A 23,942-nucleotide genomic window follows, 5' to 3' on the forward strand; every position below is an offset into this window, starting at 1 on the left:
TTCTTTGTTATTGCGGGCGCTTACCCGAAATGGGGATAAACAACTGGTCAGACTGGCTCTTTTTAGCAGTCTTGCGGTCTTGCCAGAAGTTGACTAATCCGACTACCGTGTTGCTCCACTGATCGACTTGTGCCACGCTTTGTCTGTCGTGGTCCACTCTTGACGCGATATTGACTGTCTGAGTCCGTACCGCTGAATTCAAATCGAGCACCGAATTCTTTGTTCCTTTAGCAGCGTCCACAAAGACACTGACTTTTTCAGATTTCACTTGCATGTCTTCTTTCAGTTCATTCGCAGTATGCGACAGGCTTGAGGTTTCCAGTTTGAGCTTGTCCATGCGCCCTTTTAAATTGTCGGCTGAACCTTTGATTTCTTTCATCGGTTCTTTCATTCCTTTTATAAATAAGAAAACTCCAATTCCTGCAATGATTAGCCCCACCACAACTATTGCGAGTGCTATGTACCACCAAATAGCAGAGTCCATGCGATTTCCTCCTCCGTATTATTGACGTCTCGGATATGCTATACCCGTTATACCAGCTTGAATAACCTGCAGGAATGCACATTTTCCTATGAGATGGCTATAAAAAGAGTAAGATAGCAGCATCAAAGCGGCAACCGCTGAATTTAGGCAATTTATAGGAAAGGAAGCAGCCAAAGAAAAGCCTTGCAGCGTTACTTGTAAATTTTATAGTCGTCTTGCTCTGATTTTTTGGCCTCATATAAAGCCATGTCGGCGTATTTGATCAGTTGTTTTTCATTGTCCGTGTGGTCCGGATAAAGGGAAATGCCGATCCCGGCACCAATTTTGATTTCAAAACCATTGAAATTCAATGGCGTTTCAAAGGATTTTAAAATCTGTTGTGCCATGTTTTCGGCTTCTTCCTTGGAATCGAGTTCAGGCAGCACCACGCCCATCTCATCTCCGCCTAAGCGCGCCGCTGTATCAATCGGGCGGACACAAGCTTGGAGCCGTTTCGCCATTTCCTTGATGACAGCATCTCCTGCATCGTGGCCAAAGCGGTCATTGATTAGTTTGAACTTACGCCCGTCGAGCATAAGAATTGCCACTTTTTTGCCGGAACGTTTTGCTTGATCGATGGCTTTTTGCAGCTTGTCGTCAAACGTTCTGCGGTTAGGGATACCGGATAAATGATCGTAAAAAGCCATTTTCGCGATTTTGTCCTGAAGCCTTTTCCGCTCAGTGATGTCCCGGGCAATGGTAAATAACCGTTTCACTTCTCCGTTTTCTATGACCGGAGTAGGCGACACTTCCATCCAGATATAATGGCCATCCCGATGCAAATAACGGATTTCAACAGTGGCCGGCTTTCCTCCGTCAATAAGGGATGTGATACTTTCCATTAAATCAAATGCATCTTCAGGATGGACATTCATTGTAAAAGGGCTGCCGATATAAACATGATCCGGATAGCCCAGAATTTTTTCGTTTGCAGGCGATACGTATTCAATCAATCCGGAGAGGTTGATCAAGGTGATGATATCGAATGTGCTTTCTGTAATGATCTTGTATTTCTCTTGGCTTTTCTGCAGTTCCTTTTCGGCTTTTTTAAGTTCCGTCACATTTTTATAAATGATAGTGGCTCCAATGATTTCTTTTGCCGCATTTCGCACCGGGGTATAAGAAGAGATGATATTGAGCGGTTGTCCGGATTTTGTCATGCGGATGGTGTCATGAGAGTTTACCGTTTCGCCATTCAGAATTCTTTCGACAATCTCGAATTGGTCTTTGACCATGTGCGGCGGAATAATGGTGCCTTTGCCCGAAATCATTTCTTCTTCCGTAAAACCGAATATTTCTTCAAACGCCGGATTCACTTTCAGGATGTCGCCTTTTGTATCGATATAAAAAATAGGATCTGTGGAGTTTTTCCAGAACACTTCAAGCTCTTCTTTCGTTTCTGTCAAGGCTTTTTGGGCACGGTTCATCTCCGTCACATCGGTGACGATGCCGTGTAATCCAACCAATTGCTCATCGACTATGATCGGGATGTTCATCGCTTGAAGGTCGATCAGCTGGCCGTTTTTATGGCGGAAAGCCATTTCGAAACGCTCCGGCTGCTTGCCATTGATCGTTTTGTAAAAATGGTGTTTTGTTTTTTCCATTTCATCCTGCAAAAGAATGGATTTAAAGGATTGCACCAGCAGTTCTTCCATACGATAGCCTGTAATTTGTTCTGCCCCCGTATTTCCGCTTTCCAGGTTGCCGTTTCGATCAAATGTAAAAATGCCGTGAGGGTGGTTATCGAACAGGGACTTGTACCGTTGTTCGCTTTCTCTCAAGAGCCGTTCTGTTTCTTTCTGTTCGGTGATGTCTTTTGCCATGGCATATACTCCGATTACGTTTCCATCAATTACGATTGGAATGGTGTTCACGTAAAACTGCAGCCACTGTTCCGTTTTCGTATAGACAGTTGTTTCAAATTCAACAGAAGTGCCTTCAAGCGCTTTGTCAAAATGAAATAACGTATTTTCCAGGCAAGATTCGTGCACCAAACCGACAATGGATTTGCCGAGCAGTTCTTCTTCGCTGAAACCGATAGCCTCGGTCACCATCTGATTGCTGCGGATGAAAATTTTATTGTGGTCAAATTCAAATACCGCATTTGCATTGTTTTCGATAAGCGAATTCAATCTTTTCCGTTCAATTTCAATTTCTTTCCGCGTTTTTTGCAGCGCCCGTTCTTTTAGTTCCCGTTCTGTGGCATCTCTGATGACAGCGAGTATGTAACGGCATTCCCCATTTTCGGCAACAGTCGGATTGAGCACGGTCTCGCCGATAAACTCACCGTGTTCCGTCTCAATGCCGTCCATAAATTCTATCGATTTCTTTGAGGATTGGGCTTTCTGATGGAAGTGAATGACAGTTCTGCTGTGTTCCGGCGACAGCACATCTTCAATGCGTTTGCCAATAAGATCCTGTGTTGGCATAAGTGCCAAAGCAGATGGATTTACATAGGCATAACGGAAGGAATCAGCGTCTTTCTCCATTAAAAAAACTGGATCTTTGATCAAGTCAAAAAGAGCGGTAGAAGCCAAAATATCCTGGCCTTTTTCTTCTGAAAAGTACTTCATAACTAAAGATCTCCCTCCGGTAATTAAAGCGTTGCGGTTCAAATGGAATAAACATATCAATAGGCTGTTGATTAACAGACCTCGGATGCTCGAAAAAATTTTTCAGTTAATTATAAAAGGCATATATTCCCATGTCTCTTTAGTTTATCCGATTGGCCTTGAGGAAGATAGTAAGTTATGAAATATATTTTGAGAATTTGATTAAGTTTAAAATCATACTGCAAGATTTGGAGTACATGGATGCAGAGAAATGAGCAGAGTGGAAGATGAAGTCATTTGGAGAATGGGAAAGGCAGGCCAAGCGGGGGGGGGGGGAACCGCTTGGCTTGCCTTTTTAACTGTTTTTGAGAGATTTTGATCAACGTTTTCTATTTTGGCGACAATTCGTTTTCAACCACCCATTTGTGATTGGTGACAGGGTCCCCGCCTGTTGTGGGCGTGAAATTGATCATATAGACTGTTGTTTCTTCAGCTGAATCGATGGTGGCAGCTGCCCCGTTCATTCCTTCCATATGATCCGCTGCAAGTGTCGCTTCATCACCGGCTTGTAAGGGTTCATCTCCGGGCTGTTCAAGTTCTTCGTGAATCACCCATTTATGGTTTTTCACCGGTTCGCCTCCAGTTTCCGGGGTATAGGAAACCACATAAGCGATGGTGTCAAAGGCACCGACAATTTCCGCTTCCGCACCTTCCATTCCTTCCATATGCCCGGTTTCAATTATTGCCTTGCTGCCCACCTCAAAAGCCGGATTTTCGGCTTTCTTCAAATCTGCCGGCACTTCTCCGGAACCCGAATGGTCCATATTCATATGGCCGGATTCCTCATTCATGTGTTCTTCCGGTGCGTTGTCCATCGGCATTTCACTTGTTTCGCTGTTTGTGCTGCAGGCGCTTAGGGCGATAACTGCAAAAATCGGCAGGATTCCGGTCTTCCATTTGTTTTTCGGCATGGTGATTCCTTCTTTCTGTGAAGTTATAAAAGGACTTTACCCGGCAACTATGCAATTTGTGTGCAGGAACCATGACATTTTGATGTTGCTTTTTAGTGGATTGGAGACAAATGAACTTGCTTAGGAAGAAACTGCACAAAAACTCAAGAATTCTATTGTAAACTGGTAACGGGAAAATGCTCAAAAATGAATTTGGAGGAATACTGTCATGACGAAAAAGATAAAAGTTTTCACACTGGGAGTGGCGGCGCTTTTGCTGGCCGCATGCAGCGGGGAAGCGGCGGACTCTTATGAAGTGCCGTTTGAAGGGGGCATGAGCCACGTGCACGGACTGGGCTATGCAGGGGATGAAAATGCTTTGTATTTCGCTTCGCATCATGGGCTGAAAATCTACCGGGATAGCGAGTGGTTTGGAACGCCGGATAATTTACACGATTATATGGGGTTCAATGCAACCGATGAAGGCTTTTATACATCCGGACATCCGGGCGCTGACTCGGACTTGCCGAATCCCCTGGGGATTCAGCGCAGTGAAGACGGCGGGAAAACCATTGAAGAAATCGATTTTCAAGGAGAAACGGATTTTCATGCGATGGCCGCAGGATACAACAGCCATGACCTCTTTTTGATTAACCCAGCAAAGAATTCCAAATTGGAAGCCGGCGTTTACAAAAGCGGCGATCAAGGGAAAACGTGGCAGCCTGTGAAGGCCGAGGGGCTTGTAGGAGACACAGCATCTTTAGCGCTTCATCCGACCGATTCGAATTACGTGGCAGCGGCCACTTCAGCGGGAGTTTTTCTTTCAAAAGACGCCGGGGCTACATTCCGGGATTTGACGCCAGATGGTGAAAGAGGCACAGCAGTGCATTTCACAAAAGAGGGCCTGATTTACGGAAGCTTTGGGACAGCTGCGGTTTTAATGCAGTATACTATGGAAAATGAGGCGCAGGAACAAATGGATATACCGAAACTGCCGGATGACGCCATTGCCTATATTGCGCAAAATCCGGCTGATGGGCAGGAACTGGCTTTTTATACATTGCGCGGCCACGCTTATTTGTCAGAAGACGGCACGCAAAACTGGAAGCAGTTGCTGGATGCTGGGAAAACCGAATAGAAACTTGAAATCATATGATTTGAAACGGATGGTTTTTGTGAAATGCCGAATCCGTTTGTTGAGTCTGAAAGAAGGGTGCTATGTTTAACAAACTTGCATTGAAAATCGGAGCGCTGTTTTTCATTTTTATCCTGATTGTGGAATCGTTGTTGTTTTTGATTTTGTATGTGACGTTTGTCGATGAACGCGTGGATGAGGTCATGGCGAACCTTTTGTCCCGGGGCAATACCCACAGCGAAGTTCTGGAAGACAGCTTTACGGCTGCGACGTTGAGCCATGTCGCCATGATGGAATCAGCTTCTGATTTTATAGTCATCATCACGGATGCCGCTGGCAATGAATTGGCCCACTCCGATTCCATTGAACCTGAAATGGAAGATGTGCTGCAGCATACGGATTTTGGCCAGGTGCCGGAACAAGGGGAAATTCTGGTGGATGAGTGGGACGAAAAACGCTTTATCGCGACCGATAGCCCTATTACCATTGCCGGAGAACATCAGGGACATGTGTTCATGTTTGCTGAAACGGCGTTGATCAAGCAAATCGTCAATCACCTCCGCAATCAGTTTGTGCTGGTGGGCATCATTGCTGCAGGCCTTACGGTTGTCACCATCTTTGTACTGTCGCGCCTGATTACGCTGCCGCTGATCCGGATGAAGGAAGCAACGGAACAATTGAGCAAAGGAAATAATCAAGTTCAATTGAATTTGGACCGGAACGATGAACTGGGTGAATTGGCCAACGCCATCACGAGGCTGTCTAACGATTTGGATCGTCTGAAGCGGGAGCGCAATGAGTTTTTGGCCAGCATTTCCCATGAGCTGCGCACTCCGCTGACTTATATAAAGGGCTATGCAGATATTGCCGGCAGGGCGGGTGCTTCTGAAGATGAAAAAAGGGAGTACATTTCCATTATCCGCGAGGAAACCGCCCATTTGACGGAATTAATCCGGCAATTGTTTGAACTCGCACAACTGGACCACAATCAGTTTCCAATTCAAAAAAAGGCGGTCTCCGTGAACGCGTTGTTTGAATCAGTCGCCGCCTTGGTCCGGCCGGCATTCGAAGACAAGAATATCACCTTGAAGGTTCATTGCCAGCCGGACGTGACGGCGTTCATTGACCGTGAACGCTTTCAGCAGGTGCTGCTGAACATTCTCGACAATGCCCGCAAATATTCGGACAAAGGCAGCCATGTAACGCTGCTGGGAAGGTTGGAAAAAGATACCGTACTGATAATCGTCAGCGATGAAGGGAATGGCATTCCGGAAGAAGAGCTTCCCTTGGTTTTTGACCGGCTGTACCGGGTCGATAAATCCCGGTCGCGCCAGTATGGCGGCAGCGGATTAGGACTCGCCATTGCAAAGGAAATCGTCGAATCGCACGGCGGGCGAATCGCCATTCAAAGCGACTACGGGAAAGGGACGACCGTCCGGATTGTATTGGAAAGGGGGGAGCCAGTTGCAGAAGGTTTTGTTGGTGGACGATGAACAGCGGATGCTGGATTTAGTGGCGCTTTATTTAAAGCCTCACCATTATGTTTGCACGAAAGCAGTGGGGGCCTTTGAAGCCCTGAATTATTTGGAAAAAGAAAGCTACGATTTGGTGCTCCTGGATGTCATGATGCCGGAAATGGATGGCTGGGAGCTGTGCCGGGAAATCCGCAAGCTTTCGGATGTGCCGATCATTATGCTGACGGCACGGGAACAAAAAGAGGACATCGTTAAGGGATTAAATCTTGGCGCGGATGATTATGTGACCAAGCCTTTTAACGAAGAGGAATTGCTGGCCAGGATGGCGGCTTTGCTGCGCAGAAGAGTGTCTAAAAACAGCATCGAAGTCGATGGCCTGCTATGGGACGAGGACCGGTTTGAACTGAGCTTTAATGGACAATCTATCAGGCTGACGCCGAAAGAGTTCCTGATGCTCGGCCAGCTATTGAAAAACCCCGATAAAGTCTTCAGCAGGGAACAATTGATCCAGCTGGTCTGGGGATTTGATTCGGAGACGGAAGGACGTACCATCGATTCACATGTACGCAATGTCCGGGAAAAAATCCGCCAGGCCGGCTTTCCGATTGATCAGCACTTCCTCACGGTTTGGGGAATCGGCTATAAATGGAGCAACGAAGCAATGGATTAGAGTACCACTAGAAAAGGCCCGTTGGAAGAACTTCTTCCAGCGGGCCTTTTTGAATTACGCGATGTTGCGGCAAGCTTCTGCACATTTGCGGCAAGCCTCCGCACAATGTTTGCAATGATCGTGGTGATCTGCGTGCTTCGCGCATTCGTCGCCGCATGCATCACAGATTGCAGCACACACTCTTGCCAGTTCCGGCACAAACGGCGAATTTCTCGAAATTGCCTGTTCCAAAAAGGCGCAGATGTCTGCACATTCCCGGTCCAACCGGATGCACTGAACCATCATCTTCACATCTTCCTCTTGCAGGCAAGCATCAAAACAGTGATTGCACGCTGCAGCGCACTCGTGCAAAATTTGGATGAGTTCCTGATGTTGATCATGAGCCATGTTAAAACCTCCATTTTTTTATTTTTCTTTATACTTCTTCCCGTTCACCCTTCCGTTAAACGGAAAACGCCAAACTCCATCAAAACTGCATATTTGGCGGGACCCTTAAATGGGCTGGTATTATATTTTTGTGATTCTTTATGTATTGGTGGCTGTGTGGTATGGGGAGTGGTCAATCTGCAAAATGGCGATTTTTTATTAGGCTGAGTGCAGTGATCGTTTCAATCAATACGAAGCTTTTGAAGGCTTAAAGTGAAGGGGAAAGAAACGCAAATTGTTTAAAATAAAAATATTTACTTACGTGATTAAAGGTAGGAATCTTTGTAAAAAGCTTCTTTTTTACTTTTATAAATGACTATACTTGAAGTGGAATTTTAAAATGAAACTATTCCCGAAAATCTTACGTCTACGAAGTATAAAGTAAAGGGAGGGTGGGGCTGTGGCCAGGGACTTAAACGAATCTGAAATATGCGATGAGCAGATGGAAAATATTATGGACAGCTGCGGCGAAGAACTGATTCGCCTGGCTTATTTTTACGTTCAAGACTGGCAAGCTGCTGAGGACATTGTGCAGGAAGCCTTCCTATCTTATTATCAAAAGTCGCATCAGTTTGAAAACCGCTCCTCGCTGAAAACCTACCTTTCCAAAATAACCATCAATAAATGCCATGACCATCTAAGAAGTTGGAAAAATAAGCGGGCCTTGTTTACGGATACCATCGAAAACTTGATGTCAGGCGGAAAGTCTCCAGAAGAAAATGTGGAAGTCCGAGCGGGTCAAGCCAATTTAACAAGAAAAGTATTGGGGCTGCCAATTAAATACCGGGAAGCCATCCTTCTTTACTATTACCAGGAATTCACGACGAAAGAAATCAGCCATTTGCTGAACTGCTCGGAGAACACAATCAAAACGAGATTGAGAAGAGCAAAAAAGCTGTTGAAAGACCAAGTCGATGCAAGCGAATGGGAGGGGTTTCAGGATGAACAAGCTTAAGCGTGACATGGATGCGTTTATCGGAAGCGCTCCCCGGTTCAAGGAGTCCTTGAAACAAAAGATCAGATTGGAAATCAAAAATGTTAATCGGGAAGAAGCTTCTGCTAAAAGTAAGAGTTCCATAAAACACGCCGCTATTTTTGCGCTTCTGCTGTCAGCCGCCGGCCTATTTCTGGTCCTGACTTTGAATGAAAGTGAGCCAGAGCCGCAAAACACAAATCTCGGCCAGCCGGAAACTGCTGTCCTGACTGACCCCGACACGGAGGCAGAAATTGCTGTTTTTACGGAATACGAGGCGCCGATGGAAATCTTGAATTTTAAGTACGATGCGATGGACCGGGGAAATCATGATTACACTGTTTATCCTTTATTGATTGACCCCAAAGTTTATGAGGACAAATCCGTTTCCAGAGGAGATGTGATTGTCTATGAAATAGAAGCATTTGATGGGAAAAAGAAGACTGTCTCGCGAGTGATCGGACTTCCGGGGGAAACAATCGAAATCAAAGAAGGGCAATTCTATGTCAATGGCCAGCAGCTGGATACTTTTTACGGCAAGGCACATCGAATGGGCATCGGGACTCTTAAAGAATACGATGCCGCCCTGAAAGAACAAGGATCTGAACAGAATGTCGGATCGATGAAAGAAGTCTTTTCACAGACAACACCCGCATTCCGACTAGCAGAGGATGAAGTGTTTGTGGCGGGCGATGATTGGTTCAGAGGCAACCAGGAAACGCTTCTGCTTTCTGAAATTGAAGGAGAAGTAATGGGGTATGTAAAATGAGATAGTGGATTCGAACCGCTATTAAAAAAGGAGGGACTTGGCTGCAAGTTCCTCCTTTTTTAATATGCCGAGACTTCTTAATATTAGCCAACTTTCGCTTATGAATCGTATTTTCGGCGTTACTGGTCGTATTTCGGTGACATCTGGTCGTAAATTTGCGACTACTGGTTGTATTTCAGAAACTACTGGTCGTATTTCCAAAAATCGCGGCGATTGACAACGCTGAGCATGAAGAAAACTCATATTTCCGCTTCAACTTCCTTCAATTTCATTAACTGCATGCCGCTCCAGGCGTATACAAGAGAAGCAATGTAAAAAATCGTGGCAATCGTCAGGAAGTCGACGAGGTAGCCGGTGGCAATCACTGCAATCGCTGCCGCAATGGACGTCCACACATGGTAGCGGCCGATTTGGGTGCCGGCCATTTCTTTGGTTACATAGCGTGCCAAAACGGTTTTTTCAGAGTTTTTCTGGACAGCCCCAAGTACGCCCATCAGCACCTGCAGGATGTAGACATGATAAACTTCAGTGGCCAAAGGGAAACAAAGGAGAAGGACTGCCATCCCCCAGGAATAGACGCTTAGCAAAGTCTTGTCGCCCACGCGGTCTGCGTATTTCCCGATCAGCGGAAAGCAAAGCGCCGCTGTCAATGCGAACAGGCCATAAGCCCAGCCAAATTGCGCATAGCTGTTTCCGACATTTTTGATGAGCAGAATATAAAATGGGAAAATCATGCTGGACGCCATGCCAATGGTGCCTTGATAATAGATGAAACGGTTGTAGTTCATGGCCGGTACTCCTCGTAAAACAGATTTTTGAAGCGGTGGTCCGGGTCGTAGCGGTCTTTCAGCTGGAAGAATTCATTTGTTCTCGGATATGCTTTCTGCATTTGCGCTTTGGTCGGATAGCCGAAATAAGGCAAGTAATAACTGCCGTGATGGGCGAGAGTCACATCAATCATTTCCTGCACGACTTCCCGCGTATCTGCCATACTTTCAGGATCGGTGCCTTGATTGATGAGCAGCACCAAAGAAAACATGTCTTCTTTGGCATACGATAATACCGCATTGTCGTTTTGGCCGACATAGCGGACGGTGACATTCAATAGATTGAAATCGGGATGGGCTTCCAAAACGGCTTTCAATTCCGGAATGTACGATTCAAATTCATCGACGGGAACGAAATATTCCTGTAGCACTTCCGTTTTCCGGCTATTGTCGTATTCCATGAATTCCGAGTCTGACCGCATGACGTTGTTTCTTGAAACGAGCTTCCCGTCTATCCCTTCCGTGTACGTTTTCTGGGTCTTCCAAAATGTTTCTTTTCCGGCATCATTGATGCGTGACAGTCCTAGGAAAAACTTCGGCACCGCCACGAGGTTTTCCGTTTTCAACTGGTTGTGCTCAGGAAGCTTGCTTTGGTCCGGAGCCGTCTTATACGTGATGGCATACATTTCTTCGAGCAGCGATTCCGGTGCAATGGAAAGGCGCGCCAAATGCATTTTGGCTTCCGGATTCGCTTTCACCTGCTCTTTGAAATAAGCGGGGTAATCCCGGAAATCCATGCTTTGAGTCTCCGTGACGTACAATTCGTCTTCGGTAAGCTGAAACGTGGCATCCAATATGATGCCAAACAAGCCATAGCCGCCTATCACCGCATAAAACAGCTCCTTGTTTTCCGTGGGGCTCAAGTTCTGGATTTCTCCGTCAGCAGTCAGGACGCGCATCGACAATACCGTATTCGACAAACCGCCATGGCGGATATCCAGGCCATGGGCATTGACGCTGAGTGAGCCGCCGATGGTAAAAATGTTTTGCGATTGGCTGACTTTCAGCGACAGGCCGTACGGATTGACTGCTTCCTGGATATCCGCCCATGTGGCCCCGCTTTGCACGGTGACTGTCTTGGCGTCTTCATCGACTTCGAGTATCTGGTTGTACGGCTTCATATCGACCATGATGCCATCCGGATACACGGTCTGCCCGCCTTGGCTGTGCTGCATGCCGGCAATGGAAAGAATGTCTCCGCTCCGGTTGGCATTCTGTACAAGCTGCTGCAGGTCCTTTTCGTCTGTCCCTGGTTTCACCGTTTTGATTTTGACGGGCAAAAGCCGCTGGTGCGCTTCTGCAGTGGAATCATGGAGATGAGCGGAATAGAAGTAAGCCGATAAGCACAAGATAAAGCAGTATAATAAAAACAACCCAATTTTTTTCATCGCTTTCACCAACCCTTTATTGATTAAGTTGTGTTCTAATGTTATATTAAGTGTAATATTACACTATAAGTGAAAATAAAACTAGAGGTGTTTGGATGAATCAACAAGAATTAATTGAAGTCGTGTCGCAAAAGATGCGGTTAATCCGGCTGGAAAATGAATTTTCACAAGAAGAAATGTCGAAAATTCTGGGCCTATCCAAAAAGACATTGATTCAAATTGAAAAAGGCAGAGCCGAAGCCAGCTGGAACGTAGCGGTAACGTGTGTGGCGTTATTTGAGCAAAGTGAAATTCTGCAGAACGGTTTAGGGGATGATCCGCTGGAAGTGGTCCGGCTGGTGACGTTCAACAATATCGAGCGGGCGTCCACAAAGACGATGGGCGGGAAGGTTTGGTGGAAAGAACTTGAAAAACGGGGAGCGTACAAGCTGCAGCAGAATGTGGTGAGCCAGCATTTCCGGATCATCGATGAGGCCAATTACCGTTGGTTCAGTTCGTTTGACGAGGAAGAAGCGAAGCTGCATTTGAATACGCTGGAGCGAAAAGCAAAGGATGCAGGCAAGAAGAAACCTTCAAATTGAAAAAAGATGGATGAACGCAATGGATCTTCAACACAAGCGAAGGAGGAATTCAAATGAAACCAAAAGTATTCGTAGCAAGGCCGGTGCCGCCGGCAATAGAAGCCTACATAGCCAAATACTGCGACTACAAAATCTGGAACAAACAAGAACGCATTCCGGACGCTGTTTTGCTGGAAGAAGCGAAAAGCGTAGATGGGCTGCTGGTCCAAAACCCGCCGATTACCCGTGAATTTCTTGCACAAGCGCCGCAGGTGAAAATCATCAGCAATACATCGGTCGGCTACGATTCATTTGACGTGGAAGCGATGAAGGAACTCAGTGTGATCGGTACGCATACGCCATTTGTACTGGACGAAACGGTGGCCGATCTGGTCTTTGCACTGATGCTGTCAGCTGCAAGAAGGGTGCCGGAAATGAATGAGTTTGTCAAACAGGGGAAGTGGACCAAAGACACAAAGCCGGAGGAATTGTTTGGGGTGGATGTACACCATGCCACGCTGGGGATTGTCGGAATGGGCCGCATTGGCGAGAAGATCGTCAGAAGAGCCGTCCATGGGTTTGAAATGAACGTCCTTTTCCACGCGACGACGCCAAAACCGGAGCTTGAAGAAAAATACGGCATCCGCTACAGCCCGTTGGACGAGCTGCTGGAAAAATCCGATTTTGTCGTATTGATTGTCCCGTTGACCGAGTCGACTCGCAGTCTATTGGGGGCGGAGCAGTTCCGCCGGATGAAACCCACAGCCTATTTAATCAATGCCGCAAGAGGAGCCGTAGTGGACGAACAGGCATTAATCGGTGCACTGGAAGCAGGAGAAATTGCCGGTGCGGCACTCGATGTGTTTGAGCAGGAGCCGGTCGACCCGGAAAATCCGTTGTTGAAGATGAAGCAAGTGACAGCGGTGCCGCATATCGGTTCAGCGACGGCCAAAACCCGCGAGGCGATGGTCATGAAAGCTGCTGAGAATTTGGTGGCCGGAGTAACAGGTGGCATTCCGGAAAATGTGATGAAAGAATTGAAAGAGCTGGTAGAGCAGAAGCGCGAATGATTGTCCGGTTCAATTAGCTTTTTCTTTGAGAAATGAATCCAGTGATAAAGACAGAAAAAACACCTTTTGTTGGTTTAAAGGAATTGCATTTCCTTTATTCAACGAAAGGTGTTTTGTTTTTTATGGAACCGCCGGATTTTTACGGCATTGAGTTGCTCAAGCTACGCTCTTTCTGCTTCTGACGTCTCTGCCGCGTCTTCTGTGTCGCCTGTCCGGACTACCAGAACGTCGCAATGGCTGCTGCGGACGATGTGTTGGGATACACTTCCCATCAAATATCGTTCCACGGCATTCAAGCCTTGGGCACCGCAGACGATTAAATCCGCTTCCACCCGTTTTGCGTAGTCGCGCGAGATGACTTTATACGGCGATCCGGCAGCAATAAACACATTTACTTCTGGGATGCCTGCATCCAGCGCATTTCTTTTGTAGCGTTCGAGCAGTTCCTTCCCGTGATCGAAAACCCGGTCATCAACATCTGGAACACGCTTCGTCATTGCGGAATACGAACGGGTATCGACGACGTAGATTAAATTCAATACGGACTTGTTTCGAAGCGCAATTTCCACAGCCTTCTTGAATGCCCATGCAGCTTCATCTGACCCATCCACTGCTGCCAAAATTTGTTTATACGCAAAATCCACTTTTATCTCCTCCTATAGTTTGTCTTCTTAATTGAGTAAAATTCTCTACAGCGGGAATGGATTCCTGCAGAAAAGAGGAAAGATTTTTGAATTATCAGTATAATTGAAAGGCAGCTGTTTTCCTATTTACCAATAACGTAATGAAACGGTTTTTTGTTCGAAGAAGCGGTCTATGGTTAGAAGGTTTAGAACTGTCCAGAACGGTCATATGAGGAGTAAAAGAAAGGAATGAGGAAGTATGGAAAAAAGAATTCTATGCATTGTCGCAAACCCGGACACTCGGGCCGATTCTTTCAGTTCGTCCGTTTCCAGAGCATTCTTGGATGAGCTGCGCGCCAGCCAGTCAGATTACGAAGTCAAGGAAGTGGATATATTTGAAACGGAGCTGCCGGCTTTGGATTTCAATTCAGAAAACAGAGTAAAAGAGGCAGAAGGGAAAACGAAGGAATACGGTCTTTTGCTTGAACAAATAGCGGATGCAGAAGCTGTGGTCTTCATTACACAAACGATTGGATTCGGGATTCCAGGCCAGTTGAAATCATGGATTGAAGTACTGGTGGCTACAAGAAACACGCAGCAACTGGCAAATAAAAAAGGCTTCCATCTGCAGATAGAAGACGACACGCTCGTTCCGGTCTTCCAGTTGAAAGAACATGATTTTTTACGGAATTTTCTAAAGGAATGTTCCATGGATATGTTGGAAACCTGTGCACTAAGGCATCTTCACCAGGAAAGGAGCGAACCCGATAACTTCCTGATGGAACTGATACAGGATGCAAGAGAAGCGGCCCGGGACTTTTCAGGGTTTCTTAAACGGTAAAAGAACTTTATTTTGAAAAAGCCAACCATTTTTAACGCGGAATATTACGTCTTTTTAGTCTAAGGCACAAAATCCTGTACGTCCTTCGCAAAGGGCTTACAGGATTTTAAATTTCACTAATTATCAGCTGTTTTATCTAAAGGATCCAAAACCCAGGGAAGATCCACTTCAAACTCGAGCTGAAGAACCGGCGCTGGAAAATCTTCAGGAACAAACATTAATTCCGTTGAGAAACCGATGGTGAAATTATCGAGTTTCAGCGTGTTGGATTCTTTCCAGTCAGAGGAAGTAATCAGTTTGCCTTCTATAACTCCTCCTGTGAAATGGTAAAAACCTAAGTACGTATGAAGCCCTTCTTCGTTGGATGGGAATTCTGAGAGTTCTGCAGGCATCTTCGGGTCGATTCCGAGTGCAGCAAGCAAAGTGATGAACTTTGCACTCATTTTTCCAGTGGAAGCTGTGAAATTGCTGCAGTATGCACAATTGCATACGTCTACACCTTTAGCATAGAATTCCTGAGTTTGATCGGAGTCTACCCCTAATAACCAATTAGCGATTTTTAACTGAGATTTCATGTATAACGTTATCCTTCCCATTTTCAAAAGAAGTGTCCGATAGGAAGTTAATTCTTTGGCGAAGGTGTTTTCTTCTCCATGACCTCTGCCAGCCGATGGGAATTCGGATCTTTTTCTTCGTGGAGTTTCGCTACGATGTTTTCGTAATCCTGTGCATTGCGGTTCTGGCTTAATTTGTTTGCCGCCTGGATCTCTTTAATCTTAATTTTGAATCCGACAATGCCTTTTACTTCTTTTTCCAATAACTCTGAAGACAGCTTGTCCCATAAGACCGGGTTCTCCCGGTGCTCTTCGTATTTCAATAACAGTTTCGCCAAGTCCTGCTTCAATTCTTCCTCACTTAATAGTTGGGCCGCTCCGTAAACATGGACCGATTGGTAATTCCATGTCGGCACATTTTCGTGCTCATACCAGGAAGAAGAGATGTAGGCATGCGGGCCTTGGAACATGATCAGAACCTCATCATTCGCCTCAAACGTCCGCCACTGGGGATTGCCGTATGCCATATGTCCAGTTATAAAGGTATCTTCACCTTCTTTGGTCCACTGCAAAGGGAGGTGGGTGGCAATGGGCCTTCCTTTTCGAGTGGTGACCAATGTCCCAAAGGAGTTTTGCTGGACAAATTCCCGGATTTCTTCAAAATTGCTGACTTTAAACTGTTTCGGAATGTACATGATGGACCGCCTTTCAGTAGCTGTTATTGGAGTGATTTTGTCATGATCAAATCGATTTGTTCGTCGTCGCCCATAAAGAACGAATGGGCGCCTGTTTGCACAAAGCCTTTTTTCTGATAAAACGCAATCGCATTGTCATTTTCTTCCCAAACGCCAAGCCAGATTTTCGACTTGTTTAGCTCCAAAGCCATTTCCATCGCCTTGTTGAGCAGCTGCTTTCCGAGCCCGTGTTTCTGAAAATCTTTTTTTACGTAAATCCGTTCAACTTCCAGCGAATCGTCGCCCATTTCTTCCGACTGGGCATTCCCGGTATTGATTTTCAAATAACCCGCGACTTGCTGGCCGTATAGAACAAAGTAAAAGTGAGAAGAGGGGTTGGCTATTTCACGTTCCAATTGCTCCAGGTTATAAGCCCGTTCCAAGTAGGCATTCAAATGTTCCGGTGAATTTTGTTCCTGGAAGGTTTCCGTAAATGTTTCTTTGCTGACCGCCTGGAGTTCGACTGCATCATCCAAGGTGCACTTCTTAATCGTCATCTGAACTTTCGCTCCTTTGCTTAATAATCCCGCTTGTTTCCTTTTTTCACAAAATCCCAATCCGTTTCGATGTTCTTCCGGATCCGCTGCAGCAATTCAAAAGCCATTTCTTCTTCAAGCTCAGAAAAACCGTCCAATGCCACTTTATTGGAGTGGTCGTTTTCCCGTTTGATGAACGGATAGACAGCGTTGCCTTTGCCTGTTGGGAACAGCTTTTTGATTTTTTTGTTGCCCCGATCGTCTTTCTTTTCAATAAACCCGTTTGCCTCCATCTTTTGAATCGCCCGTGTGGCGGTGGAGCGGTCGACTTTAATCAAGTCGATCAATTGTTCCTGGATAATTCCAGGGTTCTCGCAGATCCGCACCAAATACAAATACTGGCCTTTGGTCAAATCGAATTCCTTGAATTCGATGTTGCTGATGGAATCCAGGGCCCGGGCAATCATGCCGATTTCGCGCAGAATTTCTTTCATAAGGAGCTCCTTCAAAAAAAGTTTTTGTTGCATTTGCAATAAAATATCGTATATATTGAATGTACTGCAAATGGACCGCCAACGCAACAGGAAAATGAAATTCTTATTAAACCATTAGGGGTGAAGGATATGGAAACCAAACTTATATCGAACGAACAAGACCTAAAGAAGGCCTTTGCGATTCGGGAACAAGTTTTTGTGAATGAACAAGAGGTGGCGATAGAAGATGAATTCGATGAATTTGACGTGATTGGAAGCCCATGCCAGCACATACTCGTATTTTACGACGGGCAAGCTGTAGGAACCGGGAGAATCCGGTTTCTGGAGCAAACAGGGAAACTGGAGCGAATTTGCATATTGGAACCGTACCGGAAACTGGGAATCGGCAAAATCATTATCGGGTCATTGGAGGAAATTGCCGAAAGCCAAAGCGCAGCCCAAGTGAAATTACACGGACAGACGCAGGCAGCAGGCTTCTATAAAAAACTGGGCTATGAGAGCCGCTCGGCTGTCTTTATGGAAGACGGAATCCCTCATATTGTTATGACGAAAGATCTGTCTCATGGAAAACGAATATGAAGAAGCCATACGCAAACTTTGCATTTTTCCTGCTGGGAATCATGGGACTGGCCCTTGGCATTTCCTTAACCATCTTATCTGACTTAGGGACGTCGCCATTTGACGCAGTTTTGGTGGGCTTGTCTATTAAGGTGGGGCTAACCGTTGGGAGTTGGGAAGTCTTGCTGGCTGTCCTCATGATCGGCTGCCATTCTTTACTAACCAGGCATCGGCCGGAATTGTTGGGACTGGTCACAGCAGTCATTACAGGCGTTGGAATTGATTTATGGCTTTTTCTCTTGGGCAGCGTGGTCACACCTGAAATCTGGAGCGCCAAGGCCATTTGCTTTATTTTCGGCCTGGTTTTAATCGGAGCGGGGACCGCCACTTATCTCCTGACAAATTTCGCCCCCATTCCGATAGATCGGTTGACCTTAATCATTAAAGACTTAACGCGAACCGACCTCTTTGTTTCACGGACGCTGATCTATCTTGGCTTTTTGATTGTGGCTTTTCTCGTGGGCGGGCCGATCGGAATTGGAACGGTGTTGACGGTTTGTTTTAGAGGCTGGATCCTTAATTTCTTTATGAAGCCAATTGGAAAAGCCTTGAACGCAACGCTCCATACAGAATCATAAAATAAAACTTCAAGCTCATCTTGTAAAAAATGGCATCTGCAGATATACTAATCAAAAATAAATAATTTAGCGTTGATGAGAAGAGTAGATTGACTGCGTTTTTTCCAGAGAGCTTCGGCAGCTGAAAAGAAGCAAAAATGCGCAATCGAAAATGGCCTCGGAGCTTCGCGTTGAACTTTCCGTTTGGAACCAGTAGAATGCGACAAGAGTTGGCACTTGTTATCAAAGCCACAGTACAGGAGCAGAAGCTTTGTACTGACTGAGGCTGTTGATGCGAGTTGGCAGCAAATTAAAGTGGAACCGCGAGTAAACCTCGCCTTTATTCGATTCGGATAAAGGCGGGGTTTTTTACTTTCTAAAAGAGGAGTGGAGAAGATGAGCGTATTTATTGGAGGCGCCTGGCCGTATGCCAACGGTTCGTTGCATTTGGGTCATATCGCGGCCTTGCTGCCGGGGGACATTTTGGCGAGGTATTACCGGTTAAAAGGCGAGCGGGTTTTGTATGTTTCAGGCAGTGACTGCAACGGAACGCCGATTTCGATCAGGGCCAATCAGGAAGGGAAAACAATCACAGAAATCGCCGATCACTACCATCAGGAATTTACGGAAAGTTTCTCAAGGCTCGGCTTCACCTACGATTTGTATACAAGGACAGATGGTGCGTTTCATCATGAAACGGTCCAACGGATTTTTTTGGACTTGATGGAAAACGGCCATATCTATAAGAAAGAAACCGACCAGATGTACTGTGAAACTGATCAGCGTTTTTTGCCTGACCGGTATGTAGAAGGGATTTGTCCGGTATGTGCCCATCCGTCCCGCGGCGATCAATGCGACAATTGCTCAACCATTTTGGATCCGCTGGACTTACTGGAGCCGAAATGCAAGCTTTGCGGAAATGCGCCGACGGTGAAGAAAACGGAACAATTTTATTTTGCGTTAAGTGCTTTTCAAGGAGAACTTGAGGCCTATGTTAAAGAAGCAAAGGAGAGGGGTGCTTGGCGCGAAAACGCCATTCATTTGTCTGAACGCTACTTAAAAGAAGGGCTGTTGGACCGGGCAGTGTCCAGGGATTTGCCAAACGGCGTCCCTTTGCCGGTAGAGGGCTATAAAGATAAAAAGGTGTATGTCTGGATCGAAGCCGTTTCGGGCTATTATTCCGCAAGCCGGCAATGGGCTGCTGAAAATCACGAGAGCGATGAAGAATTCTGGCAAGGAGATGCAAAGGCTTATTATGTCCACGGCAAAGACAATATCCCATTCCATACGATCATTTGGCCGGCAATTCTAAAAGGCATTGGCGTCCAGGGCTTGCCGACTCATATCGTCTCCAACGAATACTTGACGCTTGAAAAACAGAAGCTGTCGACAAGCAAAAATTGGGCTGTGTGGGTGCCGGATATTTTGGATAGATACAACCCGGATTCCATCCGCTATTTCTTAGCCATCAACGCGCCTGAAAACCGCGACACGGATTTTTCCTGGCGCGAATTTATTTACAGCCACAACGGCGAACTGCTCGGAGCCTATGGAAATTTCATCAACCGAACCTTGAAATTCATTGAGAAAAGCTACGAAGGAACCGTGCCAAAAGCGGAAGTGGATACAAGCATAAAAAGAACAATCGAAGGGCTGTATGAAAGCGTCGGCCGAAAAATCGAGGAAGGCCATTTCAAAGAAGGCATTGAAGAAGTGTTCGCGTTCGTCCGCTTTGCCAATAAATATTTTGACGAAAAAGAACCGTGGAAAGAAATCAAAGAAAACCGGGCTTCGTGTGATCAAACGATTGCCACGTGCATGCTGATCATCGCGAACCTCAGCCAGTTATTAAACCCGTTTTTGCCGTTCTCGACGGAAAAGGTAAAAGACATGCTGGCAATGAAAGAGTTGAACTGGGCGTTTGTAGCTTGTGAAACAAATACTGTATCAAACATCAAGCCGCTATTTGAACGCTATGATGTAAAACGAATCGAAGAAGAGGTCGACAAGCTGATTAAGGAATCGGAGTAAATACCAATTCCAGCTCGTTTCCGAATGAGAAGAAATCCTTAGCCGGTTTCTTCTTTTTTTATACAGATTTTTTACATCAATCAGGGTACACGAGGAAAAGAGGTTATTTATGCAATTGTTTAATGAGTGATTGCAAAGTGGTATGGACTATTATCTGTAATTTTCAGAATATTAAACAGAACAAGTATTTATAAAGTATTTAAAATGATTATTTTCAATGGAGTGGATGGTGTTTTATGCAGGAGAATGAGAGGAGTGAGCAGGATGGCGAACAAGCTGCAATCTTTATTTTCAGAAGTTTTGAGCACCACGGAAAAGTTTCTGGAGCAAACAGAAGCTTATGACCACCCCCTACTGACTTTGGTCCGAGCTGCTATGGAAGAGCAAAAAGAAAATCTGCAGAAGCTGTTGCCGGAATTGGGCAATGAAGAAGAAGCGAAACTTGCGGCGGTCAGAGAGGAAATCAGCATTGTCTACCATTGCCATGAAATTGCGAATCCTTTGTTCAGTGCTTGGGGCAGAGCCAATGACTGGATGGATCTTCCGTCAAAACCAGTGGCAAAAAAACTGGAGCCGCTTTTTCCAGAAATGAAAAAGAATTTAGAAGAAGCTGCGATGGAGCTTGAAACGATTTACGGGGAAGAAGAAATCAAGTTCGTGGTTCCAACTTTCTATATTCCGACAATACGATAGGGGGTTTTAGCAATGGCATGGGAAGAGGAGCGCATCGACCAAAACATTTACAGCCAGGGAGAAGTCGATAAATGGGTTTACAGCACATGCAATATTTGCTCAGTAGGGTGTGGATGTTATATCGCTGTAAAAGACAAAAAAGTGGTCGGCATCAAAGGCAATGGCGACCATCCAATCAATCGGGGCCGACTCGGGCCAAAAGGCGAAAACCAATGGTATGCCAATAACGCGCCGGACCGGCTGAAAACTCCGCTTATCCGAAACAAGGATGGAAATTTGGAGCCTGCTTCTTGGGACAAAGCCATGAATTTGATTGTTGAAAAAGCAAAGCAGACTTTGAAGGAAAAAGGAAGCAACAGCATCAGCATCTACTCGACAGGTCAAGGGTTTTTGGAAGATTATTATACGCTTGCCAAAATAGGGCGAGCAGGTCTGCAGACGCATTTGATGGACGCCAATACCCGCCTATGTACAGCGACTACAGAGTTTTGCCTCTTGCAGTCGTTTGGTGCAGATGGAACGCCGGCTTCTTTCGACGATATAGACGAAACAGAGACATTGATGTTGTTTGGACATAACCTTGCGGAAACAGGAACAGTGCTGTTTGAGCGGATTATGCAGCGCAAGAAAAAAACCGGCAAGCCCTATTTGATTGTCGTCGACCCGCGAAAGACACTGACGGCAAAAGAAGCAGACCTGCACCTTCAATTGTATCCGGGCTCTAATGTGGCATTGCTGAATGTATTGATCAGCGAAATAGTGAGAAACAAGCATATTGATACCCATTTTATCGCTGAACACACAATCGGGATGGAGGAAATGGTTAAATCGCTCAAGGAATGGCCGCTTGAAAGGGCAGTTGAGGCAGCAGGGATTCCGCTCGAGACTTTACAGCGTGCAGCCGAACAGCTCGGAACGACCTCATCTTTAGTGACGACGACTTTGCAAGGAACGTACCAAAGTGCAGATGCGACTACTGCTTGTGTAGCCATTAACAATTTACATTTAATCAGAGGCTTGATCGGCAAGCCGGGCAGCGGGCCACTCCATATGGCTGGCCAGCCCAGTTCTTCTGCAAACCGTACAGCCGGTGGTGTAGGGACGTATCCCGCACAACGAAACCATTCCAATCCCGATCATATCAAAGAAATAGCGGATTTATGGAATGTGGAAATGATGACATTGCCGGTCGGACCGGAAAAAGGGATTGAAGAGCATATTGCCATGATTGAAAAAGGAGAAATCGGCCTTTTTTGGAATATCGGAACGAATTCCATGGTCTCTCTCCCAAACCGACAGCGAGCAAAAAAAGCGATGGAAAAGACGTTTGTGGTTGTGCAGGACCCATTTCTTACTGAAACGACCGCCATTGCGGATGTCGTATTGCCTGCCGCTTTATGGGGAGAAAAGGAAGGGACGATGGAAAATGCAGACCGGACCATCAATCTGCTGCGAAAAGCTGTCGATCCGCCTGAAGGCGTAAAATCCGATTTTGACATTTTCCTCGATTTTGCAAAACGAATGGGCTTGGAAGACAAGGATGGCCATCCGCTTATTTCGTTTGCGACCCCGGAAGAATGTTTTGAAGAATTTAAACGCATTTCCAAGGGCCGGCCCTGTGACATGACAGGAATCACTTATGAAAGACTGGAAAAGCACAATGGTTTAAGATGGCCGGTTCCGGACGAAAACTCGCTCGGAACACCGCGGTTATATTCGGATTTTCAATTCCATACGCATGCAGATTATGCACAAAGCTATGGAAAGAATCAGTTTACCGGACGGGCGCTGACCCAAAAAGAATTTGCGGATAAGAAAGCGGACGGCAAGGCGATATTGCACCCGACACATTTTTTGCCGCCGGCCGAACAGCCTACAAAAGACTATCCAATGTGGCTTACTACCGGCCGTTTGGTCTGGCACTGGCATACCCGCACCAAAACGGGGCGTTCGCCCATTTTGCACATGGCTGCCCAGCACGGTTACGTGGAAATCCATACCGAAGACGCCAAAGCCATGTCGATTGTCCAAGGCGAAATGGTGCGGATAACGTCACCCCGCGGCTGGATTGAAGTGCCGGCCCGGATTGGAGATGTGGTACAAAAAGGCTTGGTGTTTGTGCCTTTCCATTTTGGCAGCTGGGAAAAGAAAGAAGCGGCAAACGAGTTGACGGCCGATTTCGTCGATCCGCTTTCCAAGCAGCCGCAGTTCAAACAATCGGCCTGCAAGATTGAGAAGGTGCGAAAAGAGCATCGGATGGCTTCCGGAGAATCATTGGAGTATATCGCCGATCAATATGGCCTATCGGTGCAAGATTTAATACAAGCCAACCGGCTGACGTCCCCTTACCATATCCAAATGGGCGATACACTTGAAATTCCTTTGTCGATCGTAAATGTGCCGATTCAGCCTTATATGCCGTATCGTGGAAAAATTTAAAGCAGCAAATTTAGAAGGACCCCGTTCCAGATTTCTAGAAGCCAGCCATACTCCTGGCCCTCGAAGTATGCAGCTCATAAAGAGAATAGGTATTTATTAGATAAAGAGACAGCGGCAGTTATTTGTCGTTGTCTCTTCATTTGCAGAGCAGCAAAGCTTTTATCCCTCATTTGAATAAAATATTTCTGTTATTAATTTGACTATTCAAACATTATTAAGGCGAGTATAATGATTGAGAAGAGCCCGTTAATTATTGTATGTAATTAAAAATGGGAGTTGGGACAAATGAAAATACTGGTCATCATCTTTGCAACGATTGTACTCGCATTTTCCGCTTACGGTTTGCTGACAGGAAACACTGCAGGGATTTTGCCTTTTATGTTGCTAGGGCTCGTCATAATGTTCGTAGCGGCCGGAATTTCTGAATTCGGAAAACGAAAAGTAGATGGATTAATCAATTTTGTCCTTGCTGCCTCTATTCTAATAGCAGCTATTTATGCATTTCAATGATACTGAAAAAGGTAGTCTTAAAATACAACGAAATGAAAAGGATAGCATCTGCTA

Annotated in this window: 25 protein-coding genes and 1 other annotated feature; of the genes, 14 read left to right on the plus strand and 11 right to left on the minus strand. The window is 45.9% G+C overall.

From position 1 onward, the window contains the following. Positions 1–7: 7 nt before the first annotated feature. From HU147_RS17790 to HU147_RS17800, 3 genes are all read right to left on the minus strand, one after another. Positions 8–484 carry a DUF948 domain-containing protein gene (locus HU147_RS17790; protein WP_224077443.1) on the minus strand — a complete coding sequence of 159 codons (477 nt, stop codon included), beginning with the start codon at positions 482–484 and terminating at the stop codon, positions 8–10. A gap of 191 nt (positions 485–675) precedes the next feature. Beyond that, the gene (locus HU147_RS17795) at positions 676–3,096 is read right to left on the minus strand and encodes a PAS domain S-box protein (RefSeq protein WP_224077444.1); all 2,421 of its coding nucleotides are present in this window, start codon (positions 3,094–3,096) and stop codon (positions 676–678) included. A 368-nt stretch (positions 3,097–3,464) separates the two neighbouring features. After that, positions 3,465–4,046: a YdhK family protein gene (locus HU147_RS17800; protein WP_224077445.1), complete on the minus strand. Its 582-nt coding sequence runs from the start codon at positions 4,044–4,046 to the stop codon at positions 3,465–3,467. 208 nt (positions 4,047–4,254) lie between these two features. Here HU147_RS17800 and HU147_RS17805 point away from each other — a divergent pair, with 208 nt between their 5' ends. From HU147_RS17805 to HU147_RS17815, 3 genes are all read left to right on the plus strand, one after another. Continuing rightward, positions 4,255–5,163 carry a F510_1955 family glycosylhydrolase gene (locus tag HU147_RS17805; protein WP_224077446.1) on the plus strand — a complete coding sequence of 303 codons (909 nt, stop codon included), beginning with the start codon at positions 4,255–4,257 and terminating at the stop codon, positions 5,161–5,163. 80 nt (positions 5,164–5,243) lie between these two features. Beyond that, positions 5,244–6,653 carry a sensor histidine kinase gene (locus tag HU147_RS17810; protein WP_224077447.1) on the plus strand — a complete coding sequence of 470 codons (1,410 nt, stop codon included), beginning with the start codon at positions 5,244–5,246 and terminating at the stop codon, positions 6,651–6,653. Continuing rightward, positions 6,625–7,305, plus strand: coding sequence for a response regulator transcription factor (locus tag HU147_RS17815; protein WP_224077448.1), 681 nt, complete (start codon positions 6,625–6,627; stop codon positions 7,303–7,305). Before HU147_RS17810 ends, HU147_RS17815 begins: the two co-directional genes overlap by 29 nt. A 54-nt stretch (positions 7,306–7,359) precedes the next feature. On the opposite strand, the gene HU147_RS17820 is transcribed toward HU147_RS17815, so the two are convergent. After that, positions 7,360–7,692 carry a four-helix bundle copper-binding protein gene (locus tag HU147_RS17820; protein ID WP_220628538.1) on the minus strand — a complete coding sequence of 111 codons (333 nt, stop codon included), beginning with the start codon at positions 7,690–7,692 and terminating at the stop codon, positions 7,360–7,362. 439 nt (positions 7,693–8,131) lie between these two features. Between HU147_RS17820 and HU147_RS17825 the strand changes: the two genes are divergently transcribed. Beyond that, positions 8,132–8,686, plus strand: a complete 555-nt coding sequence (locus HU147_RS17825) for a sigma-70 family RNA polymerase sigma factor (protein WP_224077449.1) — start codon at positions 8,132–8,134, stop codon at positions 8,684–8,686. After that, a complete protein-coding gene (locus tag HU147_RS17830) occupies positions 8,673–9,473 on the plus strand; it encodes a S26 family signal peptidase (protein WP_224077450.1) in 801 nt (266 codons plus the stop codon). The genes HU147_RS17825 and HU147_RS17830 overlap by 14 nt, the downstream gene beginning before the upstream one ends. Positions 9,474–9,712: 239 nt before the next feature. Here the strand turns inward: HU147_RS17830 and HU147_RS17835 are convergent, their stop codons facing one another. After that, the gene (locus HU147_RS17835) at positions 9,713–10,261 is read right to left on the minus strand and encodes an MFS transporter (RefSeq protein WP_224077451.1); all 549 of its coding nucleotides are present in this window, start codon (positions 10,259–10,261) and stop codon (positions 9,713–9,715) included. Next, a complete protein-coding gene (locus HU147_RS17840) occupies positions 10,258–11,697 on the minus strand; it encodes an FAD-binding oxidoreductase (protein WP_440137310.1) in 1,440 nt (479 codons plus the stop codon). Before HU147_RS17840 ends, HU147_RS17835 begins: the two co-directional genes overlap by 4 nt. Before the next feature lie 86 nt (positions 11,698–11,783). Between HU147_RS17840 and HU147_RS17845 the strand changes: the two genes are divergently transcribed. Both HU147_RS17845 and HU147_RS17850 read left to right on the plus strand, forming a co-directional pair. Beyond that, complete coding sequence (locus HU147_RS17845) at positions 11,784–12,269, plus strand: helix-turn-helix transcriptional regulator (protein ID WP_220628541.1); 486 nt, start codon at positions 11,784–11,786, stop codon at positions 12,267–12,269. A gap of 53 nt (positions 12,270–12,322) precedes the next feature. Continuing rightward, positions 12,323–13,318 carry a 2-hydroxyacid dehydrogenase gene (locus HU147_RS17850; protein WP_220628542.1) on the plus strand — a complete coding sequence of 332 codons (996 nt, stop codon included), beginning with the start codon at positions 12,323–12,325 and terminating at the stop codon, positions 13,316–13,318. Between the two features lie 161 nt (positions 13,319–13,479). Here HU147_RS17850 and HU147_RS17855 read toward each other — a convergent pair whose 3' ends face one another. After that, positions 13,480–13,962, minus strand: a complete 483-nt coding sequence (locus tag HU147_RS17855) for a universal stress protein (RefSeq protein WP_224077452.1) — start codon at positions 13,960–13,962, stop codon at positions 13,480–13,482. A 238-nt stretch (positions 13,963–14,200) separates the two neighbouring features. Here HU147_RS17855 and HU147_RS17860 point away from each other — a divergent pair, with 238 nt between their 5' ends. Then, a complete protein-coding gene (locus HU147_RS17860) occupies positions 14,201–14,782 on the plus strand; it encodes an NAD(P)H-dependent oxidoreductase (RefSeq protein WP_224077453.1) in 582 nt (193 codons plus the stop codon). A 116-nt stretch (positions 14,783–14,898) separates the two neighbouring features. Here HU147_RS17860 and HU147_RS17865 read toward each other — a convergent pair whose 3' ends face one another. Genes HU147_RS17865 through HU147_RS17880 form a run of 4 tightly spaced genes read right to left on the minus strand, consistent with a single transcriptional unit; the run spans position 14,899 to position 17,040 of the window. Beyond that, positions 14,899–15,357: a hypothetical protein gene (locus HU147_RS17865; RefSeq protein ID WP_224077454.1), complete on the minus strand. Its 459-nt coding sequence runs from the start codon at positions 15,355–15,357 to the stop codon at positions 14,899–14,901. A 47-nt stretch (positions 15,358–15,404) separates the two neighbouring features. Then, complete coding sequence (locus HU147_RS17870; protein ID WP_224077455.1) at positions 15,405–16,031, minus strand: FMN-binding negative transcriptional regulator; 627 nt, start codon at positions 16,029–16,031, stop codon at positions 15,405–15,407. 23 nt (positions 16,032–16,054) lie between these two features. Then, on the minus strand, positions 16,055–16,567 hold the full coding sequence (locus HU147_RS17875; RefSeq protein WP_224077456.1) for a GNAT family N-acetyltransferase: 513 nt from the start codon (positions 16,565–16,567) through the stop codon (positions 16,055–16,057). A 20-nt stretch (positions 16,568–16,587) separates the two neighbouring features. Next, entirely contained in the window at positions 16,588–17,040 is a 453-nt protein-coding gene (locus tag HU147_RS17880) for a MarR family winged helix-turn-helix transcriptional regulator (RefSeq protein WP_224077457.1), read from the minus strand. A gap of 129 nt (positions 17,041–17,169) precedes the next feature. Between HU147_RS17880 and HU147_RS17885 the strand changes: the two genes are divergently transcribed. The 6 genes from HU147_RS17885 (at position 17,170) to HU147_RS17910 (ending at position 23,888) form a co-directional block, all read left to right on the plus strand. Beyond that, positions 17,170–17,619, plus strand: coding sequence for a GNAT family N-acetyltransferase (locus HU147_RS17885; protein ID WP_224077458.1), 450 nt, complete (start codon positions 17,170–17,172; stop codon positions 17,617–17,619). After that, on the plus strand, positions 17,616–18,236 hold the full coding sequence (locus tag HU147_RS17890; RefSeq protein ID WP_224077459.1) for a YczE/YyaS/YitT family protein: 621 nt from the start codon (positions 17,616–17,618) through the stop codon (positions 18,234–18,236). Before HU147_RS17885 ends, HU147_RS17890 begins: the two co-directional genes overlap by 4 nt. Positions 18,237–18,299: 63 nt before the next feature. Next, positions 18,300–18,560, plus strand: a binding site (T-box leader). A gap of 51 nt (positions 18,561–18,611) precedes the next feature. Further along, positions 18,612–20,246: a methionine--tRNA ligase gene (gene metG, locus HU147_RS17895; RefSeq protein WP_224077460.1), complete on the plus strand. Its 1,635-nt coding sequence runs from the start codon at positions 18,612–18,614 to the stop codon at positions 20,244–20,246. Positions 20,247–20,510: 264 nt separating this feature from the next. Further along, on the plus strand, positions 20,511–20,939 hold the full coding sequence (locus tag HU147_RS17900) for a hypothetical protein (protein WP_224077461.1): 429 nt from the start codon (positions 20,511–20,513) through the stop codon (positions 20,937–20,939). Positions 20,940–20,951: 12 nt separating this feature from the next. Next, complete coding sequence (locus HU147_RS17905; protein WP_224077462.1) at positions 20,952–23,378, plus strand: molybdopterin-dependent oxidoreductase; 2,427 nt, start codon at positions 20,952–20,954, stop codon at positions 23,376–23,378. 285 nt (positions 23,379–23,663) lie between these two features. Continuing rightward, positions 23,664–23,888 (plus strand): hypothetical protein, encoded by a 225-nt coding sequence (locus tag HU147_RS17910; protein ID WP_036803425.1) that lies wholly within the window; start codon positions 23,664–23,666, stop codon positions 23,886–23,888. The last annotated feature ends 54 nt before the right edge of the window (positions 23,889–23,942 follow it).

The organism is Planococcus chinensis, from assembly GCF_020071995.1.
Lineage (GTDB): Bacteria > Bacillota > Bacilli > Bacillales_A > Planococcaceae > Planococcus > Planococcus chinensis_A.

Bases quoted from the DNA above. Each gene is read 5' to 3' on its own strand.
- HU147_RS17885 (WP_224077458.1), top strand. From the start codon at position 17,170: ATGGAAACCAAACTTATATCGAACGAACAAGACCTAAAGAAGGCCTTT.
- HU147_RS17820 (WP_220628538.1), bottom strand. From the start codon at position 7,692: ATGGCTCATGATCAACATCAGGAACTCATCCAAATTTTGCACGAGTGC.
- metG (WP_224077460.1), top strand. From the start codon at position 18,612: ATGAGCGTATTTATTGGAGGCGCCTGGCCGTATGCCAACGGTTCGTTG.
- HU147_RS17900 (WP_224077461.1), top strand. From the start codon at position 20,511: ATGGCGAACAAGCTGCAATCTTTATTTTCAGAAGTTTTGAGCACCACG.
- HU147_RS17850 (WP_220628542.1), top strand. From the start codon at position 12,323: ATGAAACCAAAAGTATTCGTAGCAAGGCCGGTGCCGCCGGCAATAGAA.
- HU147_RS17910 (WP_036803425.1), top strand. From the start codon at position 23,664: ATGAAAATACTGGTCATCATCTTTGCAACGATTGTACTCGCATTTTCC.
- HU147_RS17865 (WP_224077454.1), bottom strand. From the start codon at position 15,357: ATGAAATCTCAGTTAAAAATCGCTAATTGGTTATTAGGGGTAGACTCC.
- HU147_RS17875 (WP_224077456.1), bottom strand. From the start codon at position 16,567: ATGACGATTAAGAAGTGCACCTTGGATGATGCAGTCGAACTCCAGGCG.
- HU147_RS17805 (WP_224077446.1), top strand. From the start codon at position 4,255: ATGACGAAAAAGATAAAAGTTTTCACACTGGGAGTGGCGGCGCTTTTG.
- HU147_RS17880 (WP_224077457.1), bottom strand. From the start codon at position 17,040: ATGAAAGAAATTCTGCGCGAAATCGGCATGATTGCCCGGGCCCTGGAT.
- HU147_RS17890 (WP_224077459.1), top strand. From the start codon at position 17,616: ATGAAGAAGCCATACGCAAACTTTGCATTTTTCCTGCTGGGAATCATG.
- HU147_RS17860 (WP_224077453.1), top strand. From the start codon at position 14,201: ATGGAAAAAAGAATTCTATGCATTGTCGCAAACCCGGACACTCGGGCC.
- HU147_RS17835 (WP_224077451.1), bottom strand. From the start codon at position 10,261: ATGAACTACAACCGTTTCATCTATTATCAAGGCACCATTGGCATGGCG.
- HU147_RS17795 (WP_224077444.1), bottom strand. From the start codon at position 3,096: ATGAAGTACTTTTCAGAAGAAAAAGGCCAGGATATTTTGGCTTCTACC.
- HU147_RS17830 (WP_224077450.1), top strand. From the start codon at position 8,673: ATGAACAAGCTTAAGCGTGACATGGATGCGTTTATCGGAAGCGCTCCC.
- HU147_RS17790 (WP_224077443.1), bottom strand. From the start codon at position 484: ATGGACTCTGCTATTTGGTGGTACATAGCACTCGCAATAGTTGTGGTG.
- HU147_RS17845 (WP_220628541.1), top strand. From the start codon at position 11,784: ATGAATCAACAAGAATTAATTGAAGTCGTGTCGCAAAAGATGCGGTTA.
- HU147_RS17810 (WP_224077447.1), top strand. From the start codon at position 5,244: ATGTTTAACAAACTTGCATTGAAAATCGGAGCGCTGTTTTTCATTTTT.
- HU147_RS17800 (WP_224077445.1), bottom strand. From the start codon at position 4,046: ATGCCGAAAAACAAATGGAAGACCGGAATCCTGCCGATTTTTGCAGTT.
- HU147_RS17870 (WP_224077455.1), bottom strand. From the start codon at position 16,031: ATGTACATTCCGAAACAGTTTAAAGTCAGCAATTTTGAAGAAATCCGG.
- HU147_RS17905 (WP_224077462.1), top strand. From the start codon at position 20,952: ATGGCATGGGAAGAGGAGCGCATCGACCAAAACATTTACAGCCAGGGA.